Here is a 15,394-nt window from a genome sequence, read left to right as displayed (position 1 = left end):
TTACTCCGGCCGGTTGGCGCGCTGCCACAGCCATTTTCGCCAGAAGTGCAGCACCGCGACCAATGCGAAGGCGACTGCGGCCACGAAGAGCAGGCTACTGAGCCAGAGCGCAGAGAGCATCGCTGCCATCGCAAGGAGGAGCGCGACCGCGGCCAGCAGCAGTGCGGGACGGTAGGGCCACCTGGCTTTGGTCGGGAGAGTCATCGCTGCAGCTCACTCTCGGTAGGTGGTTCGGCTCGCTAGACGAGCACATCCAGACTGCCTTGAAGCCGACCCTGAGGCAGGTAGCACCCGACCGCCCGCGGCGTGCCCGGGGTCAGGGTTGAGGCCGTTTACGATTCGCTGCTATCCGTGTGCCCTGCCCAGAACATTCAAGAAAAGCAGCAGCAGGAACTCGCCGATAAGGGTGGCCCAGAGCAGCGCCCTGCGCCGATTGATACGAATGAGACTTGCCTGACAGAGTGGACAGGTGGATGCGGCATACGTAATCGCTAGCCCGCAGTCCGGACATTGAGTGAAGGACATCGCGACCTACCTGCATCTCAGGGGGCGTTGCGGTGGGCATTGCTCCCCGGCCGGCCGGACCGGGGAGGGCGAACCTTGACCGAATAACTCGACATGCAGCCTATCTTAACGTGTAGAGGGGCTCTGGGACAATCAATGATAGTCCAGCCCAGGCCCCAATCCAGAGTGCGCGGGCGATTGGCGCTTGCGTTCCTAGCGAGTGGCTGTCCAAGCGCCTGAGACCGAGCCCGAGCTCTCAGAGAGAGTATGATGCCCGTCTACGATGGAGGGTCCAGAGAGCGTTCCCGTGAAGGTCCAGGTTGATCCCCCCTCACCCATCGTGTAGGTCACGACGCCATTCGCCGAAACGGTGGCGGCGGACAGACTGTCCTCAGTGAAGTCATAACTCTGGGTCCCGATGATCACCGTGTATGCCGCGCTCCCGCCAAGTGTGCCAGTCTCCCGGGAGATCTGGGTAAGCGTGAGAGCACCGCTGAAGTGTGCATCCGAGGTGGAGATTCCGTCGAAGCTGCCGTTGACCTCATAGACGCCCTTGGCCTCGGGGAACACATCCTTCGGACCAGTCGAGTCGCCGCCACACGCGGCGAGCGCCAAACCCGTCACGATTGACAGGGACGAGATGCGCATCATAAGGAGCCTGTCCGCCTCCGTCCTGCTGCACCCAGGGCCTATCAGTGTCCCGCCGAATCGCTGGCGTTCCCTTTTTTGGTTTCTGGCACCTGCGCGATGCTGCTGACCTTCCACTCCTTGATTCCACGCCGAAGGACGACCAGATAGTGGCTGACGTCCTCGCCCCCGCCCTTGTGCGAGATGCGCGCGGTTCCAATGTCATAGGCAGTGTTCCCAAAAACTCGCACGGTATCCGAGTCGATCGACAGGGTCCCCCATGGACCGGCCTCGATCCTCTTCCGTATCGCGTCCTTGCCGGTCAGCATCGTACCGTCAGCGTCGATCATGGTGGCATCCGGCGCATATACGTCCACCAGCGTCGCCGCGTCCTGTTTGTTGAACGCTTCGGCGTATTCCGCGCGTAAGACTCTGATCTCATCGAGGGCTTTCCGTACCGGGACGTGGGGTTGCTCGACTCCCTGGCCCATAGCTACGGTCGGGAGGAGCAGTGCGAGAGACAGCGTGAGCGGAAGCCAAGCGCGAACGCGACCGGCGAGTGTCATAGCAGCCTCACATGTTCGGGGAGAGAACCCAAACCGCAGCACGAAAGTACCGCTCGATGCTTCCCTGCGATAGAGATGATCCGGCCCCGGTTCATTCTCGCGTCCGGAGGCAGCGCCTGCGTGGGCTCACTCCCCAAAGGACTTGAGCCCTTCCCGCCCGAGATCCGTGCAGCGCGCCAGAGCTGCCCGATACTTTCGCTGATAGCCCCCCACCAGCGATCTGGACGGCGAGACCTCGAGCTCGATCCATCCTTCTTGCTGCATCCGCTTCAACAATTCCACACGCACGTCGAACGCCTCCGCCTCAGCGATGCTCCGACCAGTTGGGAAGAACGGGTGGAAGGTGGTCTCCCGAACCGCTTTCAGGATCTTGAGCTCCTCGGCGGTCGGCCGCTGCAGTACCCGTACTGTCATCACTTAGCCTTGCGTCGGATGGCGGTGACGAGGGCGGCGACCAGCCAGACGACCGTGAGGGCAGCCCCGAGGGCGAGTACAATGCCCTGGTGGCCGATGAGGCCGCCGATTACGTAGCGGAGCGGGATGGTCTGCATGTCTCAACTTATGGTCTGCGGAATCAGTCTGCCATGGGGCATTCCGCAGCGGGTGGACTCGCCTGGAATCTGGTATCGATATATGCAGGCGCCAGTGGCCTACTCTGGCGCCTGCATATACCGCGACACATATTCTGCCGGATCACCTCACCCATCGGCACTCCGCCCTCAAGGCGTTCTATGGCCGTCAGCCTGCCCGCACCGCTGGTCCGTCGCCGGCACCACCGTTTCTACAGTGGCATGTCGCTCCTGATCGCCGCGATCGTCTTCGCCGGCTTCTACCGCACCTTCTACCTCTCGCCCTGGTTGCACGGCCCGGCCCTGACGCCGCTGCGGATTGTGCACGGTGTCGCCTTCTCCGCCTGGATTCTGCTGTTCGTGGCGCAGACGACCCTGGTCGCCGCCGGCCGGACGTACATTCATCGCCGGCTTGGCGTTGCGGGCGTCATACTGGCGGTGGGGATGGTCGTATTGGGCACTGTTCTGGCCATTGGGAATGCGCGCGAGGGGCGGGCGCCGCCGGGCATTCCGCCTCTCGTCTTTCTGATCATCCCACTGTTCGACATGCTGGTCTTCGCACCCCTGGTTGCCGCCGCGGTATGGTACCGTCGCCGGCCGGAGACGCACAAGCGCCTCATGCTGCTGGCGACGATCAGCCTGCTTGCGGCGGCCGTCGCGCGGCTCCCGACGGCGCTCGCCGCGGCGGGGCCGCCGTTCTACTTCGGGGTGGTGGATCTCCTGATACTGACGGGCGTGCTGTACGATTTCATCACCCGACGTAAGGTGCACCCGGTGTACGTCTGGGGTGGCCTGGCAATCCTGGCCTCACAGGTCATCCGGCTTGCGCTCAGCGGAACGGGCGCGTGGCTGACCGTGGCGGCGTGGTTGACCAGCGTGGGGTAGACGTGGCTCACCCCGACCCCTTCCCCAGCTCGCGGACACGGTTGATCCTGGGGAGCGGACGGGGGGTACGGTTTGAGCAACCAGCCCTTGCCTATCTCCGCGCCACCCACGATTTTCCAGCCTCGCTGGAGTGGTGGCCGAGTGGCTGAAGGCACCGGTTTGCTAAACCGGCATAGGGGGTCAACCTCTATCGAGGGTTCGAATCCCTCCCGCTCCGTCCCAGCCCACCAAAGGTGAAAGGTGAGTCCTCTCACCTTTCACCTTTGACGCTTCGCCCAGGACCCATGAGCTCACCGCGCGTTCGCTTCGCCCCGTCCCCCACCGGCTATCTCCACGTCGGTGGCGCCCGCACCGCGCTGTTCAACTGGCTCTTCGCTCGGCACACGGCTGGCACCCTGATCCTGCGGATCGAAGACACCGATCGGGAGCGGAGCACCGAGGAGCACACCCGTGTGATCCTGGAGGGGCTGACCTGGCTCGGGATCACCTGGGACGAAGGCCCGCTCTTCCAGGGCGAGTACGCCGCCCGCCACCAGGCCAGCGCCGAGCGCCTGCTGGCCGAAGGCAAGGCGTATCGCTGCTTCTGTACCCGGGAGGAGCTGGACGCGCAGCGCGCCGCGGCCGCAGCGGCCGGTGCCGCCTTTCGCTACGACCGCCGCTGCCTCCGGCTCGCCCCCGCGGAAATCGAAGCCCGCATCCGCGCGGGCACACCCTCGACCATTCGCTTCCTGCTGCAGGACGAGGAGATCGCCTGGGACGATGCGGTACACGGGCGGATCAGCTTCCAGGGTCGGGACCTCGACGATTTCGTCATTCTCCGGAGCGACCACAGCGCGATCTACAATCTGGCCGTGGTGAGCGACGACATCGCCATGGACATCACTCACGTGATTCGGGGCGACGACCACATCTCCAACACGCCCAAACAGATCGCCCTGTACCGGGCCCTCGGTCACCCGCTCCCGGTCTTCGCCCATGTCCCCATGATCCTCGGCGCCGACGGGAAGAAGCTGTCCAAGCGCCACGGCGCCACCGCCGTGGGCGACTACCAGAAACAGGGGATCCTCCCCGCGGCGATGCGCAACTTCCTGGCGCTGCTCGGCTGGTCGCCCGGCGGTGATCGCGAGATCGTGGCCGGGGAGGAGATGATCCGCCTCTTCACCCTGGAGGGGATCCAGAAGAAGGCCGCCGTCTTCGATACCACGAAGCTCGAGTGGATGAACGGCCAGTATCTCTCCGCGCTTCCCGCCGAAGAGCTCGTCCCCGCGGTTCGCCGGCAACTGGAGCACATCGGGGTGAATCCCGGCGGCGGGGATCTCGCGCCGCTCATCGACGCCGTGAAGGCCCGTTCCCGGACCATCATTCATGTCGCGGAGCAGATCGCAGTGCGGCTCGATCCGGCGCGCGCGCCGCTCGATGCCAAGGGTGAGGCGCTGATCCGGAAGATGGGGCCTGCCTTCGCGGCGAACCTGGAGACCGCGGCGAGCGCCCTGGAGCAGCTCCCCGCCAATGGTTGGGCGCCGGAGCGCATCGTGGAGTGTCTCAAGAGCGTGGCCGAAGCGCACGGGTTCAAGCTGGGTGACACGATGCAGCCGATCCGGGTGGCCCTCACCGGCTCGACCGTCTCCGAGCCAGTGAACGAGCTCCTGGCCGTGGTCGGCCGCCAGCGGGCCATCGAGCGCATGCGCGCCGTCGCCCGGCGCTGGAGCAACCCCCAGTCCGCGGCCTGATGCGGCGAGTGGGCCGGCTGGCGATCCTGGCGGCAGCGGCGGCCTGTGGCCGCGCCCCGCCGCCATCCCCACCGCGCCCTCTTCCCGACACCACCACACCTCCGCCGCCGGCGCCCGCGGCACCTCTCGCGCCGGGGCCTCCGGCCCGGCTCTACGCCCCGGTTCGCCTCGCCTTCGTCGGGGACATCAACCTCGGCACCAGCACGTTCTCCGACGGGGTGCCGCCGGATGAGGGGCGCGGTCTCCTCGACCGGGCCCGCCCGTCGCTGGTCGGCGACCTGGTGGTGGGAAACTTCGAAGGAGTACTGGCGGACACCGGATCATCGGTCAAGTGCGAGTGGCTCCGCGAGCGCATCGCCCGCCGCGAGCGGGAGCTCCGCCGTCGCCGGCGGCGGCACCTGCCGGCGCCCATCGACAGCACCTCGGATGAGGCCGGCTGCTTCGCCTTCCGCACTCCCACGGCACTCGCCCCCCGATTGCGGGAGGCGGGCTTCACCCATCTCAACCTGGCGAACAACCACGCCAACGACTATGGCCCGGCCGGACGGGTGTCGACCGAGGCGCTGCTCGACAGCCTCGGAATCGATTTCTACGGTCCCATCGGACGCATCGCCATCGACAGCGTCCGACGAGGGGACAGCCTCACGATCGTCGGGCTGATCGGCTTCAGCACCTACCCGTTCGCCTACGATCTGCTGGACATCCAGCGCAGCACCGCGGTGATCGATTCGCTGCGCCCGCTGGTGGACCTGCTCCTTGTCACCTTCCATGGCGGGAGCGAAGGAATCCGAGCCGTTCACACGCCGGAGCAGGCCGAGTCGCTGGGACATGAGCCGCGCGGCGAGTTGCGGCGGTGGGCCCACGCGGTGATCGATGCCGGAGCTGACGGGGTGGTGGGCCACGGACCGCACGTGCTCCGCGGCATCGAGCTCTATCGAGGGAAACCGATCGTCTACTCGCTGGGGAATTTCCTGACCTACCGAGGCTTCAGCCTGGCCGGGCCGCTGGGAATCACCGGTGTGCTGCAGCTGGAGTACGCCCCGGATCGCCGGCTGAGTGGCGCCCGGTTCGTGCCGATGCGCCAGTTCCCCCGGCAGGGACCGGCTCCCGACCCCGACGGCCGGGCGCTGGAGCTCCTCCGCCAGCTCTCCGCCGAGGATTTCGGAGATGCTGGTGCGCGTCTGGCGCCGGACGGCAAGATTTCGCTGGAGTGACGGGCCTCACGGGCTCCAACGAGCTTGCCCAGCCGAAGGGACTGCTCTACTGATTCTCAATGAATCCTGACCTGCCGGAACCCACCGAACCCGACTCTACGCCCTCCCCGGCGGCGATTGCGGCCACCGAGCGGCCGGTCCCGCTCAGCGTGCAGCTGGTCAATGACGAGCGGGTGCCGGACGGGATGGTGTGCATGGGGTGTTTCCGGAACGGCCGCCTCATCTCGCGCTCGGTCATGCCCCCGGAGGCCTGGGCCCAGATCTACGAGCTCGGGATCTTCGATGAGCCAGTGCAAGTCGTGCTGGTGGCCCGGACCGCTCCGCCCGGTCTGCAATGTCAGCTGTACGCCATGGTACCACTTCCCGAGACCGACGATGAGGCGGAGGAGCCCTGGTCGGCCAGCGTGCCGGGTTCGAGCTACGAAGCATCGATCGCGGACGAGGATGTCGATGGAGAGGAGAGTGGGGATGATCCGCAGGTCGCGCCGATTCCGCTGGGCAACATCGTCCGCTACGACCGCGACCGGATCCACCCCGAGAGTCTGCCGCTCGAGGCGGTGGACGTGCTGCGCAAGATCATCGATGGAGAGACGTCGGAGCTGATCGACCGGGCGCTGGCGGACCTGCTGGGCCTCTAGACGAACGTCCCCACCCGAAACCGCCAGATGCGGCCGAGCAGATCGTCCAGATACCCCCGGGTGGTGAACACGTCCACGGCCGTGGCGGTGAATCCGGCGTTCACGCCCCAGAGCGCTGCCCGCTTGAGCTCGCCCTCGAAATCGATCTGCACGAAGACCTGCTCCTCGTCGTTGTAGACCGTGGGCAGCACACCGGAGAACTCCTGTGCCACCCCGTTCGCCCCCGGCCCGCCGATGGCGATGGTCGGATTGAGCTGGAAGATGCGGTTGTCGAGGTACCAGAGATCGCCGACGACCACCGCGCGGCGGTAGGCGTGCCCCGCCCCTCGTTGGTCGATCTCGGCCTTGAGCCGATAGGCGAGGGGCCGGTCGCGCTCCTCGGAGCTCACGGAGGTGCCCGTCACCAGCACCACGGTCTCCTCGGTATCCACCAGCTTCATGCGTGTGCTTCCCTTCCAGGAACGGTCATGGGGTCGCCGCCGTGTCCGGTGGCGGCGCCGTCCGCTGATTCCGCTGGAACTCCTCCTCCCGCTCTTTCCGCAGCCGGATCTCCCGGATCGTCTCCTTGAACTCCTCCATGTTGGCCGAGCGCTGGGCCGCGTACTGCAGATCGGCCCGCATGTCCATCAGATGATTGTAGGCCCGGTTCTGGTCGATGTTCCCAGCGGGAATCGGAAGCAGCGCCAGCACCGCCGCCGGGATCTTGAGCCCGGCGATGTAGATGTTCTTGCTGTCGACGCCGAACTTCTTGCCGGCGATCTCCTTGGTCCAGCTCGGAAGCGCCGCGTTGCGCGAGGCGGGATCGGCCGCGATGGAATCCAGGTACGCCTGCACGATGGCCGTGACCGCGCTGTCAACCAGCTGGGCGTGGCTTTTGGTGAGTCGCTGGGCCAGCTCCTTGGGTGGCAGTGGCAACGGACGCACCCAGAGACGGCCCTGCGCCAGCTCTGGGCCGATCAGGCCGACAGTCGGCCGGCGCCGTGCCACCGGCGTGCTGCCGGTATCGGTCCGCACCGGCGAAGGTTTCCGTTCTGGCTCCGGCAAGGCGGCGATGACTTCCGCTTGCCGGCGCGGGAGCGCGGGCCGGACTGGCCGCGGGCCCGCCGTCCCACGCCCGGCCGGACCGACCGGGTTGGGGACTCGATACGGCATCGGCACCACCAGCCGGCCCTCCGCCGGCGGCAGCAGCACGATCAGTGCACCCGGCCGGTGGGGAAGCACCGGCTCCCGCCCCTCGATCCAGCCGAATAGCAGCAGGCTGTGCACCAGCACGCTGGCGACAATCGCCAGGGCCGGCCAGCGTGGTGCGCGCGGCAGTCGGAGCTCAGGCGGTGGTCGCAAGCTCCCCTCGCGACATGGCCTGGAGCGTGCGCCCCAGCCGTTCGGCCGCGCTCCCCAGCCGCCCACTTCCCACCGTCAGCGCGATCCGGAAGAATCCTTCGCCGGCCGGCCCGAAGGCACTACCCGGCAGCACCAGCGCTCCGGTTTCTTCCAGCGCGCGGGTGGCGAACTCGGCGGACGCGATGCCCGCCGGCAACGCGATCCAGAGATACATCGCGGCCCGGGGCGCTTCCAGGGCAAACCCGGCCTTCCTGAGCGCGGTCACAGCCGCATCCCGCCGGCGCTGCAGCTCGCTGCGGATCGGCGCCACCAGCTCCTCCGCGCGGTCGAGCGCGGCCGCGCCCGCCTGCTGAACGGCCAGGAACGGCCCCGTGTCCACGTACGACTTGACCCGTGTCAGCGCCCCGATCAGCTCCGGCCTGCCGGCAGCGAAACCGAGCCGCCAGCCGGCCATCGAGAAGCTCTTGGAGAGCGAGAAGAACTCGATGGCCACGTCCCGGCTCCCGGGGATCTCGAAAATGCTGGGCGCGCGGTAGCCGTCGAACGTCAGATCGCAGTAGGCGTTGTCATAGGCCAGCACGATTCCGTGCTTGCGGCAGACTGCTACGGCCCGCTCCAGATACTCCGGCGTGGCAACCGCCGCGGTGGGATTGTTGGGATAGTTGAGGAAGACGAGCTTGGCCCGTCTCAAGACTGCCTCGGGCACCCGCTCCAGCTCGAGGAGGAATCCGTTCTCCGGCCTGAGCGGCACGATGTACGGCTCCGCTCCCGCCAGCAGCGCGCCCCCGAGATACGCCTGGTAGCCCGGCTCGGGCACGATGGCGACGTCCCCCGGGTCGACCACCGCGAACGGCAGGTGCGAGAGACCTTCCTTGGACCCAATCAGCGGCAGCGTCTCCGCCGCGGGGTCGAAGCGGATGCCAAATCGCCGCTCTATCCAGCGGGAGGCCGCCTGCCGGAATGCGGGCAGTCCCTGCTGGAACCCATACTTGCTGAACGCCGGGTCGTGCAGCGCCGCGGCCATGGCTTCGACCGCCACCGCGGGAGGTGGCGCGTCGTTGTCGCCGGCGCCCAGGTCGATCACGTCGACCCCCGCCTCGATCAGCCGCCGCTTGATGGTCGGGATCTGGGCCAGGGGATAGCCGGGAAGAGACTGCACGCGGGTGCTCAGCTCGATCATCGGTGGTCGCCGTCGCGGACGGGGTTGGAGAGGATGCCGACGCCGGGAATCTCCACCTCCACGACGTCGCCATCGTGCAGCTGTCCGGTGCCGGCGGGTGTGCCGGTCGCGATCAGGTCGCCCGGTTCCAGGGTCATGATCCCGCTCAGGTAGGAGAGCAGGAACGGTATGGAGAACTGCATGGCGGTGGCCGGCGCGCGTTGCCGTTCCACCCCGTTCACCCGGCAGATCACTTCCAACGCGCGCCAGTCGAGGCCGCCCCGGACCTCCGGACCCACCGGGCAGAAGCTGTCGAAGCCCTTGGCCCGCCCCCACTGTCCGTCGCGCTTCTGCAGGTCGCGACAGGTCACGTCGTTCACGCAAACGTATCCCGCGATCCCCCGCTCCGCCGCCGCCTCGTCGGCCCCCGCAAGCCGGCTGCCTACGACGACGCCGATCTCCGCCTCGAACTCCACTTGCCGGGAGACGTGCGGCAGCCGGATGGGGGCACCGGGCCCGATGAGGGAGGAGGGGGGCTTGAAGAACAGGATCGGCACGTCGGGGACCTCGTTGCCCAGCTCGCGCGCGTGCGCCGCGTAGTTCCGTCCGATGCCGATGATCTTGGAGGGCCGCACGGGAATCATGCGATGGCCCCGATACCCCGTCGGGCGAAGAAGTCTTCGCACTTGGTTCGGACCTGGGCCCAGCTCCCCACGATCCGCTCGGCTCGCGGCAGGCCGCTCAGCAGCAACGGCCCGTACCGCCGGGTGACGACCCGGCTATCCAGCAGCACCACGACGCCCATGTCCTGCCGGCTCCGAATGAGCCGCCCGAAACCTTGCTTCAGCTTGAGCGCCGCATGGGGCAGGAGGTAGTTCATGAAGCCGTCCATTCCCTCCTCCGCCAGGCGCTCGAGCCGCGCCGCCGTGACCGGCTCCGAGGGCACCTTGAAAGGTAGCTTGTTGATCACCAGGGCGCGGAGCGCGTGTCCGGGCACGTCTACGCCCTCCCAGAACGAGTCGGTCCCGAGCAGGATGGCGTTCTCCGCCTCCCGGAAGCGGCGCAGCAGGAGGTCACGCGGCCCCTCGCCCTGGACCAGGATCGGCCAGCGCGTGCCGAGCACGCCTCGAAGCTCCTGGGCCGCGCGCCGGAGCGATGCGTGGCTGGTGAACAACACGAACATGCCGCCGTCGCTGGCGTAGGCCAGGTCAGTGACCACCTGAATCACCGCGGTGGCATGCGCGTGCTCGTCTTCCCGCGGCTCCGGTATGTCGTTCGGGATGCCGAACACGCACTGCGACGGAAAATCGAAGGGGGACGGGAATGCCTCCCGCACCGTCACCGGCGAATCCTCGCCCGCCAGCCCCAGCCGCGACTCCAGGAACTCGAACTCGCCGCCGGCAGCCAGCGTGGCGCTGGTGAGCACCACGGTATCGAGCCGGTCGAACAGCAGCTCCCGGAGCACGGGCGCCAGATCGAGTGGCACCGCCGACAGTGCCACATGCTGTCCCCGGGGCGTGCGCTCCATCCAGCGGACCGTCGGCGGCCCGCCGGACAGGGGCCGGAGCGACCGGTTGAGCCCGTCCGAGATCGCGTCCAGCCGGCGGATCACTGCCCGAAGCTCCTGCAGGATCGCGCCGCGGCGCTCGGTCTCTTCCGATTCCGCCAGTCGATCCGCGATGGTCTCGACGCTCTCCTGCAGCGCCCGGAACGCGGTCAGGGTCGCATCCAGCTCGACCGCCAGGCCTTCGGTCCAGATCGGGTCGGCGCCGAAATCGTCGTCCAGCCGAAGCTGTCCCGCGGCGGCATCGTCCAGCCGGCCGTGCAGGCGGAGGAAGAGCGCGTCGGTGGCCCGGCGCGCATCGGCAATGGCGGGCAGCAGGCGCTGCCTCAGGAGATCGAGACTCGCCCGGCTCAGCAGGTCGCCCCGGCTCATGAGCTCCTGCGCCAGCGTCGGCGCGAGCCCGCGGCCGTTGCGCTCGAATCGGGCCAGCAGCCGGCGGACCGCTCGGCTGGTCACGGAGATGCCGAGGTGGTTGGCCGCCACATCCTCCAGGTGGTGCGCCTCATCCAGCACCAGCCGCCGGTACGGAGGCAGCACCGCGGCCTCTTCCCAGTTGTCCTGCGCCTGTCGAACGGAAAGGTCGGCCGCCAGCAGGTGATGGTTCACCACCACGACATCCGCCTCCGCGGCGCGCCGTCTCGCGCGAAACAGGAAGCACCGGTCGAAGTGACTGCACTTGAGCCGGGTACACAGATCCGCCTCGGCGCTGACCTCGTCCCAGACTTCCGGCGTCGGCGTGACCGGCAGATCGCTCAGGGTACCGTCGGCCGTGTGCCCCGCCCATTCCGCAATGGCGATCAGCTCGTCCAGCTTGTCCTGCTCCAGCAGGGTGCGTTGCGACGCCACCGCCTGGTGCATCCGGGAGAGGCACAGGTAGTTCCGCCAACCCTTGAGCAGGGCGAAGGTGGGCGTGTAATCCGCCGTGGCCAGCGCCCGCCGGAGCAGCGGGAGATCCTTCCCCACCAGCTGCTCCTGCAGGTTGATGGTGTTGGTGCTGACCACGGTGCGCTCGCCATTGGCGCGGGCCCAGTGCAGCGCCGGAACCAGATAGGCGAACGACTTGCCGACGCCGGTCCCGGCCTCGAGCAGCTGCACCCCGCCATCGTTGTAACCGTCCGCGATGTAGGCCGCCATATCCCGCTGGCAGCGCCGGTCCTCGTACTGCCCCAGCTCGCCGGCCACTGGGCCGCCTTCGCCGAGCGCCTCGATCACCTCGAATGGATCGAGCCGCACCACCTCGCGGTCTCGGGGCACCTCCACCACTACATACAGCGCGTCCGCGGTGTTGGTGATGATCCCGAAGCCGACGCCGCCGTCGTGCAGCCGGGCGGCCACGTTGAGGTCCGCGCCCGAGGGCTCCAGATGTCCGCTGGGGTGATTGTGCAGCAGCATCTCGCCCCGGCGGGCTGCCCCCGGGAGCGCCAGCACCATCTCGACGGTGCCGCGCGCCACGGCGCGCGCGCTGGTGATCACGCCATCGCGATCCACCTGGGCGACAAACGAGACCTCCCGCCCGCCGGCCGCGCCAATCTCGGCGGCGAGCGCGGCCCGCACGCCTGGAGCAATCCGATCGGCGCCGCTCAGGTCTTGAGCTCCTTCTTCTTTGCCGCGGGGAAGAGGACGTTGTTGAGGATGAGCCGGTAGCCGGGCGAGTGCGGGTGCAACGAGAGATCGGTGGGCACGTCGCCGATCTGATGCTGCGGATCCTCCGGATCGTGGCCCCCGAAGAAGGTCCAGGTGCCCTGCCCATGCTCGCCGTGGATGTACTTGACCCACGGGGCACCCGGCTCGTCGGCCAGGACCGTGACGCTGGGCTTGAGGGTCTTTCGGGTGAAGGAGGTCGTGAGCCCGTAGAAATCGGGAATCACCTGTCGGTGGTTCTGCACCAGCATGGTGGCCACTGGATCGATCTTCGCGCTGAAGTTGAACAGCGTGAAGGAGCCGAGCTGCTGCCGCCGATCCGGGGAGTTGACCTGATGGCCATCGATGTCGGAGTACACCGGAATCGTCGGGCTCAGCTCCAGCTGCGCGTTCTGAAACGCCAGGGCCAGCTCCCAGTGCATCCGGCGGGAGGCGTCCGGATCCATCGGAGTTCCGTCGGCGTACGCCGCCGCGATGTCGACGTGGTCGGCGGCGAGCGCCAGATCGAGCGTCTCGGTGGCCGTGCACATGGCGAACAGAAAGCCGCCCCGACCCACGAACTCGGCGATCGCCACCGCCACCCCCCGCTTCTCCGCCGGGACCGAGGGGAACCCGAGCTGCTTGGCGATCGCCCGGTTGCGATCCACCATCTCCACCAGCCAGGGCGCCCCGGCGTAGTTGAGAAAAAACTTGGAGTACTGGCCGGTGAAATCCTCGTGGTGCAGGTGAAGCCAGTCGTAGGTCTTGAGCTTGCCGCCGACGACCTCGGCGTCCCACACCTTGTCGAACGAGATCCCCGCGTAGTTGAGCGCCATCGTGACCGCGTCGTCCCAGGGAGCCGCGTTGGGCGGCGCGTAGACCGCCACCTTGGGCGCCTTCTCCAGGGGCACCGCGTCCATGTTCCCGCCTTGCAGCGATCCACGGAGTTGAACCACCTGGCCATCATCGAGCGGCTCCACCGCCACGCCGGCCAGCGCCGCGTCCCGCGCGGTGGCCGCGTCGCCCGGTAACAGGAAGGAGCCGTTCCGATAGTTGAGGAACCACTCCGCCCGGCTGCCCCGCTCCAGCACTCGGAATGCCACGCCGTACGCCTTCAGGTGATCGGATTGCGCGTCGTCCATCGGGACCAGCAGCCATGGCGCGGCGCTGAAGAGCCCGACCCGGCCGAGCCGGGGTGACAGCGCGACCAGGCCGGCCGTCCCGCTGATGAGGAAGTCTCGCCGTTTCATGTTTTCGGCACCGCGCCGCGAGCCTGATCCAACCGGCGCCGAGCCTGGGGCACCAGCGCGCTCTCAGGATAGGTGAGAATCAGATGCTCCAGCCGCGGAATCGCGTCGGCCGTGCGGCCCTGCTCGATCAGCAGCTCGGCCAGGGCGAGCTCCGCCGCCGGCGCGGTGCCCGGCGCGTCGGGTCCCGCGGCGGCGAGAAAAAGCCGCTCGGCCTCGCTCGACTTCCCCGCCTGGCCGTACAAGCGTCCGGCCAGGAGCCGGACCTCGGCGCCTCCCTTGTCGGGCGGCAGGTCGGCCGCCACCCGCTCGAGCCGGGCCGCGGCGTCGGTGGTGTCGCCCCGGGCCAGGACCAGAAGCGCGTGACCCAGGGCGGGAAGACTCTCCGCCTCCATCGGCTGCAGCAGGGCGAGCAGCGCGGTCCGCTGAGTGGCCTCGGCGCGCTCTCCCGCATAGGGACCGGCGGCCTTGAAGCCTTCGATCGCCCCCGCCACATCACCGCGGTAGAGCCGGATCTCGCCGCGCAGTGCGGATCCCTCGATCGTGCTGTCGGACCCGAGCGTCGAATCGGCGCGGGTCAACTCACCGGCCCGTATCCAGCCGAGAACCAGGCGGCGCCGAAGCATGGCGAGCTCGTCGGCGGTGGTAGTCGACTGGATCTCCTTGAGCCGGCGGCCCGCCTCGTCCAGCTTGCCTTCGGCGATCAGCACGCTCACCAGCGTGGTGGCGGCGCCCGCGGACACGGCATTCGGGGCGCCGTGGTCGTCGGCCAGTCCGGCCAGCATGCGCCGCGCCGCCTCGCGGTCGCCCGCGGCGGAGTAGATCTGGGCCGCCTCCAGCCGAAGCCGGGACCCTTCCGGGTCGGGGGTGCGTCCGGCGAGCTCCTCCAGCGCCTGGCCCTGCGCCAGTTTGCCCTCCCGGGTCTGGAGCGGTCGGAGCTGGTCGAGCACGCCCCGGAGCGCCTCCACCGCCATCGTGCGGCTCTCCGGCAGGGCGCGCTGCAGCACCTGCAGACCTCCGAGCGGATCGCCCCAGCGGACCCTGAGCTCGGCCTCGAGCCGCCGGACGGGCAGCTCGGCGCCTTGCCGTTGCAACTCCGCCAGGAGCGCGGGCCGTGCGGCTTCGGGCACTTGTCCCAAAGTGGCGATGGCAGTGGCCCGGTATCCCGGCGCCCGGCGGACGGCGGCGAGCCACTCCCTGAGCGAGCCCGCGTAATCACCGTCGGCGTAGGCCAGCTGAGCCATCTCGGCGGCGAGCGCGTCCGAACGGTGAAGTTCCTCACGGCCTCGGGTATACGCCTCCACGGCACCGCGCCGATCGTGTCGGCCCAGCGCCGCGCCGCCCCATTCCCGGTACGGCGTCTCGTCGCCCGGGGCGATCGCCGCCCAGCGCTCGGCGATCGCCCGGATGCTGTCGGGCCGGTCCGCGGCGGCCCAGGCGCGGAGCGCGATGCCGTAGAGCGGTCCGCTCCGCGGGTTCGCCGCCAGCCCGGCGCGCACGGCAGGCAGGATCTCGGCACTCCGGTCCAGCGGCAGCAGCACCCGCTCGAGGCCTAGCAGCGCAGCCGGGTCGCCCGGCGAGCCAACCAGAACTGACCGGTAGGCCTCGGCGGCCGCTGGATAGTTGCCCCGGCGCTCCAGGTCGAACGCGCGCGACATCGCCTGCTGCTGCGCCGGCAGCGCGCTGGACAGTACGCCGAGCCAGCCGAGGACCGCCGCGAGTGTCCGCAC

General features: G+C 68.5%; 16 protein-coding genes and 1 tRNA gene. 5 read left to right on the top strand and 12 right to left on the bottom strand.

The window, feature by feature from the left end; all coding sequences use genetic code 11:
• From VHR41_18435 to VHR41_18415, 5 genes are all read right to left on the bottom strand, one after another.
• The gene (locus VHR41_18435) at window positions 1-204 is read right to left on the bottom strand and encodes a hypothetical protein (GenBank protein ID HEX3236176.1); all 204 of its coding nucleotides are present in this window, start codon (window positions 202-204) and stop codon (window positions 1-3) included.
• 513 nt (window positions 205-717) lie between these two features.
• A complete protein-coding gene (locus VHR41_18430) occupies window positions 718-1,155 on the bottom strand; it encodes a hypothetical protein (protein HEX3236175.1) in 438 nt (145 codons plus the stop codon).
• A gap of 41 nt (window positions 1,156-1,196) precedes the next feature.
• On the bottom strand, window positions 1,197-1,622 hold the full coding sequence (locus VHR41_18425; protein HEX3236174.1) for a nuclear transport factor 2 family protein: 426 nt from the start codon (window positions 1,620-1,622) through the stop codon (window positions 1,197-1,199).
• 201 nt (window positions 1,623-1,823) lie between these two features.
• Entirely contained in the window at window positions 1,824-2,111 is a 288-nt protein-coding gene (locus VHR41_18420) for a hypothetical protein (GenBank protein ID HEX3236173.1), read from the bottom strand.
• A complete protein-coding gene (locus VHR41_18415; protein ID HEX3236172.1) occupies window positions 2,111-2,248 on the bottom strand; it encodes a hypothetical protein in 138 nt (45 codons plus the stop codon). The genes VHR41_18420 and VHR41_18415 overlap by 1 nt, the downstream gene beginning before the upstream one ends.
• Window positions 2,249-2,428: 180 nt before the next feature.
• Between VHR41_18415 and VHR41_18410 the strand changes: the two genes are divergently transcribed.
• The 5 genes from VHR41_18410 to VHR41_18390 all read left to right on the top strand — a co-directional run bounded on the left by VHR41_18410 (window position 2,429) and on the right by VHR41_18390 (window position 6,733).
• On the top strand, window positions 2,429-3,151 hold the full coding sequence (locus tag VHR41_18410; GenBank protein HEX3236171.1) for a hypothetical protein: 723 nt from the start codon (window positions 2,429-2,431) through the stop codon (window positions 3,149-3,151).
• Between the two features lie 127 nt (window positions 3,152-3,278).
• Window positions 3,279-3,368 (top strand) — tRNA-Ser (locus VHR41_18405).
• A gap of 67 nt (window positions 3,369-3,435) precedes the next feature.
• Window positions 3,436-4,881 (top strand): glutamate--tRNA ligase, encoded by a 1,446-nt coding sequence (gltX, locus tag VHR41_18400; protein HEX3236170.1) that lies wholly within the window; start codon window positions 3,436-3,438, stop codon window positions 4,879-4,881.
• Window positions 4,881-6,095, top strand: coding sequence for a CapA family protein (locus VHR41_18395; protein HEX3236169.1), 1,215 nt, complete (start codon window positions 4,881-4,883; stop codon window positions 6,093-6,095). The genes gltX and VHR41_18395 overlap by 1 nt, the downstream gene beginning before the upstream one ends.
• 59 nt (window positions 6,096-6,154) lie before the next feature.
• Complete coding sequence (locus tag VHR41_18390) at window positions 6,155-6,733, top strand: hypothetical protein (GenBank protein ID HEX3236168.1); 579 nt, start codon at window positions 6,155-6,157, stop codon at window positions 6,731-6,733.
• Here the strand turns inward: VHR41_18390 and VHR41_18385 are convergent.
• The 7 genes from VHR41_18385 to VHR41_18355 are packed head-to-tail and all read right to left on the bottom strand — an operon-like array spanning window position 6,730 to window position 15,394.
• Window positions 6,730-7,173 carry a hypothetical protein gene (locus tag VHR41_18385; GenBank protein HEX3236167.1) on the bottom strand — a complete coding sequence of 148 codons (444 nt, stop codon included), beginning with the start codon at window positions 7,171-7,173 and terminating at the stop codon, window positions 6,730-6,732. The genes VHR41_18390 and VHR41_18385 overlap by 4 nt on opposite strands.
• A 25-nt stretch (window positions 7,174-7,198) precedes the next feature.
• The gene (locus VHR41_18380) at window positions 7,199-8,074 is read right to left on the bottom strand and encodes a hypothetical protein (protein HEX3236166.1); all 876 of its coding nucleotides are present in this window, start codon (window positions 8,072-8,074) and stop codon (window positions 7,199-7,201) included.
• On the bottom strand, window positions 8,058-9,254 hold the full coding sequence (locus tag VHR41_18375) for an aminotransferase class I/II-fold pyridoxal phosphate-dependent enzyme (GenBank protein HEX3236165.1): 1,197 nt from the start codon (window positions 9,252-9,254) through the stop codon (window positions 8,058-8,060). Before VHR41_18375 ends, VHR41_18380 begins: the two co-directional genes overlap by 17 nt.
• A complete protein-coding gene (locus VHR41_18370) occupies window positions 9,251-9,868 on the bottom strand; it encodes a fumarylacetoacetate hydrolase family protein (protein HEX3236164.1) in 618 nt (205 codons plus the stop codon). The genes VHR41_18375 and VHR41_18370 overlap by 4 nt, the downstream gene beginning before the upstream one ends.
• 5 nt (window positions 9,869-9,873) lie before the next feature.
• Window positions 9,874-12,351, bottom strand: a complete 2,478-nt coding sequence (locus tag VHR41_18365) for a helicase C-terminal domain-containing protein (protein HEX3236163.1) — start codon at window positions 12,349-12,351, stop codon at window positions 9,874-9,876.
• A gap of 26 nt (window positions 12,352-12,377) precedes the next feature.
• The gene (locus VHR41_18360) at window positions 12,378-13,667 is read right to left on the bottom strand and encodes a hypothetical protein (protein HEX3236162.1); all 1,290 of its coding nucleotides are present in this window, start codon (window positions 13,665-13,667) and stop codon (window positions 12,378-12,380) included.
• A complete protein-coding gene (locus VHR41_18355; protein HEX3236161.1) occupies window positions 13,664-15,394 on the bottom strand; it encodes a hypothetical protein in 1,731 nt (576 codons plus the stop codon). The genes VHR41_18360 and VHR41_18355 overlap by 4 nt, the downstream gene beginning before the upstream one ends.

It is taken from the genome of Gemmatimonadales bacterium, from assembly GCA_036265815.1.
GTDB lineage: Bacteria > Gemmatimonadota > Gemmatimonadetes > Gemmatimonadales > GWC2-71-9 > CAVVWJ01.
The sequence above is the reverse complement of the archived record's forward strand: the minus strand, read 5'-3'. Positions and strand labels throughout refer to the sequence as shown.

Bases quoted from the DNA above. Each gene is read 5' to 3' on its own strand.
- VHR41_18435 (HEX3236176.1), bottom strand. From the start codon at position 204: ATGACTCTCCCGACCAAAGCCAGGTGGCCCTACCGTCCCGCACTGCTG.
- VHR41_18430 (HEX3236175.1), bottom strand. From the start codon at position 1,155: ATGATGCGCATCTCGTCCCTGTCAATCGTGACGGGTTTGGCGCTCGCC.
- VHR41_18425 (HEX3236174.1), bottom strand. From the start codon at position 1,622: ATGGGCCAGGGAGTCGAGCAACCCCACGTCCCGGTACGGAAAGCCCTC.
- VHR41_18420 (HEX3236173.1), bottom strand. From the start codon at position 2,111: ATGACAGTACGGGTACTGCAGCGGCCGACCGCCGAGGAGCTCAAGATC.
- VHR41_18415 (HEX3236172.1), bottom strand. From the start codon at position 2,248: ATGCAGACCATCCCGCTCCGCTACGTAATCGGCGGCCTCATCGGCCAC.
- VHR41_18410 (HEX3236171.1), top strand. From the start codon at position 2,429: ATGGCCGTCAGCCTGCCCGCACCGCTGGTCCGTCGCCGGCACCACCGT.
- gltX (HEX3236170.1), top strand. From the start codon at position 3,436: ATGAGCTCACCGCGCGTTCGCTTCGCCCCGTCCCCCACCGGCTATCTC.
- VHR41_18395 (HEX3236169.1), top strand. From the start codon at position 4,881: ATGCGGCGAGTGGGCCGGCTGGCGATCCTGGCGGCAGCGGCGGCCTGT.
- VHR41_18390 (HEX3236168.1), top strand. From the start codon at position 6,155: ATGAATCCTGACCTGCCGGAACCCACCGAACCCGACTCTACGCCCTCC.
- VHR41_18385 (HEX3236167.1), bottom strand. From the start codon at position 7,173: ATGAAGCTGGTGGATACCGAGGAGACCGTGGTGCTGGTGACGGGCACC.
- VHR41_18375 (HEX3236165.1), bottom strand. From the start codon at position 9,254: ATGATCGAGCTGAGCACCCGCGTGCAGTCTCTTCCCGGCTATCCCCTG.
- VHR41_18360 (HEX3236162.1), bottom strand. From the start codon at position 13,667: ATGAAACGGCGAGACTTCCTCATCAGCGGGACGGCCGGCCTGGTCGCG.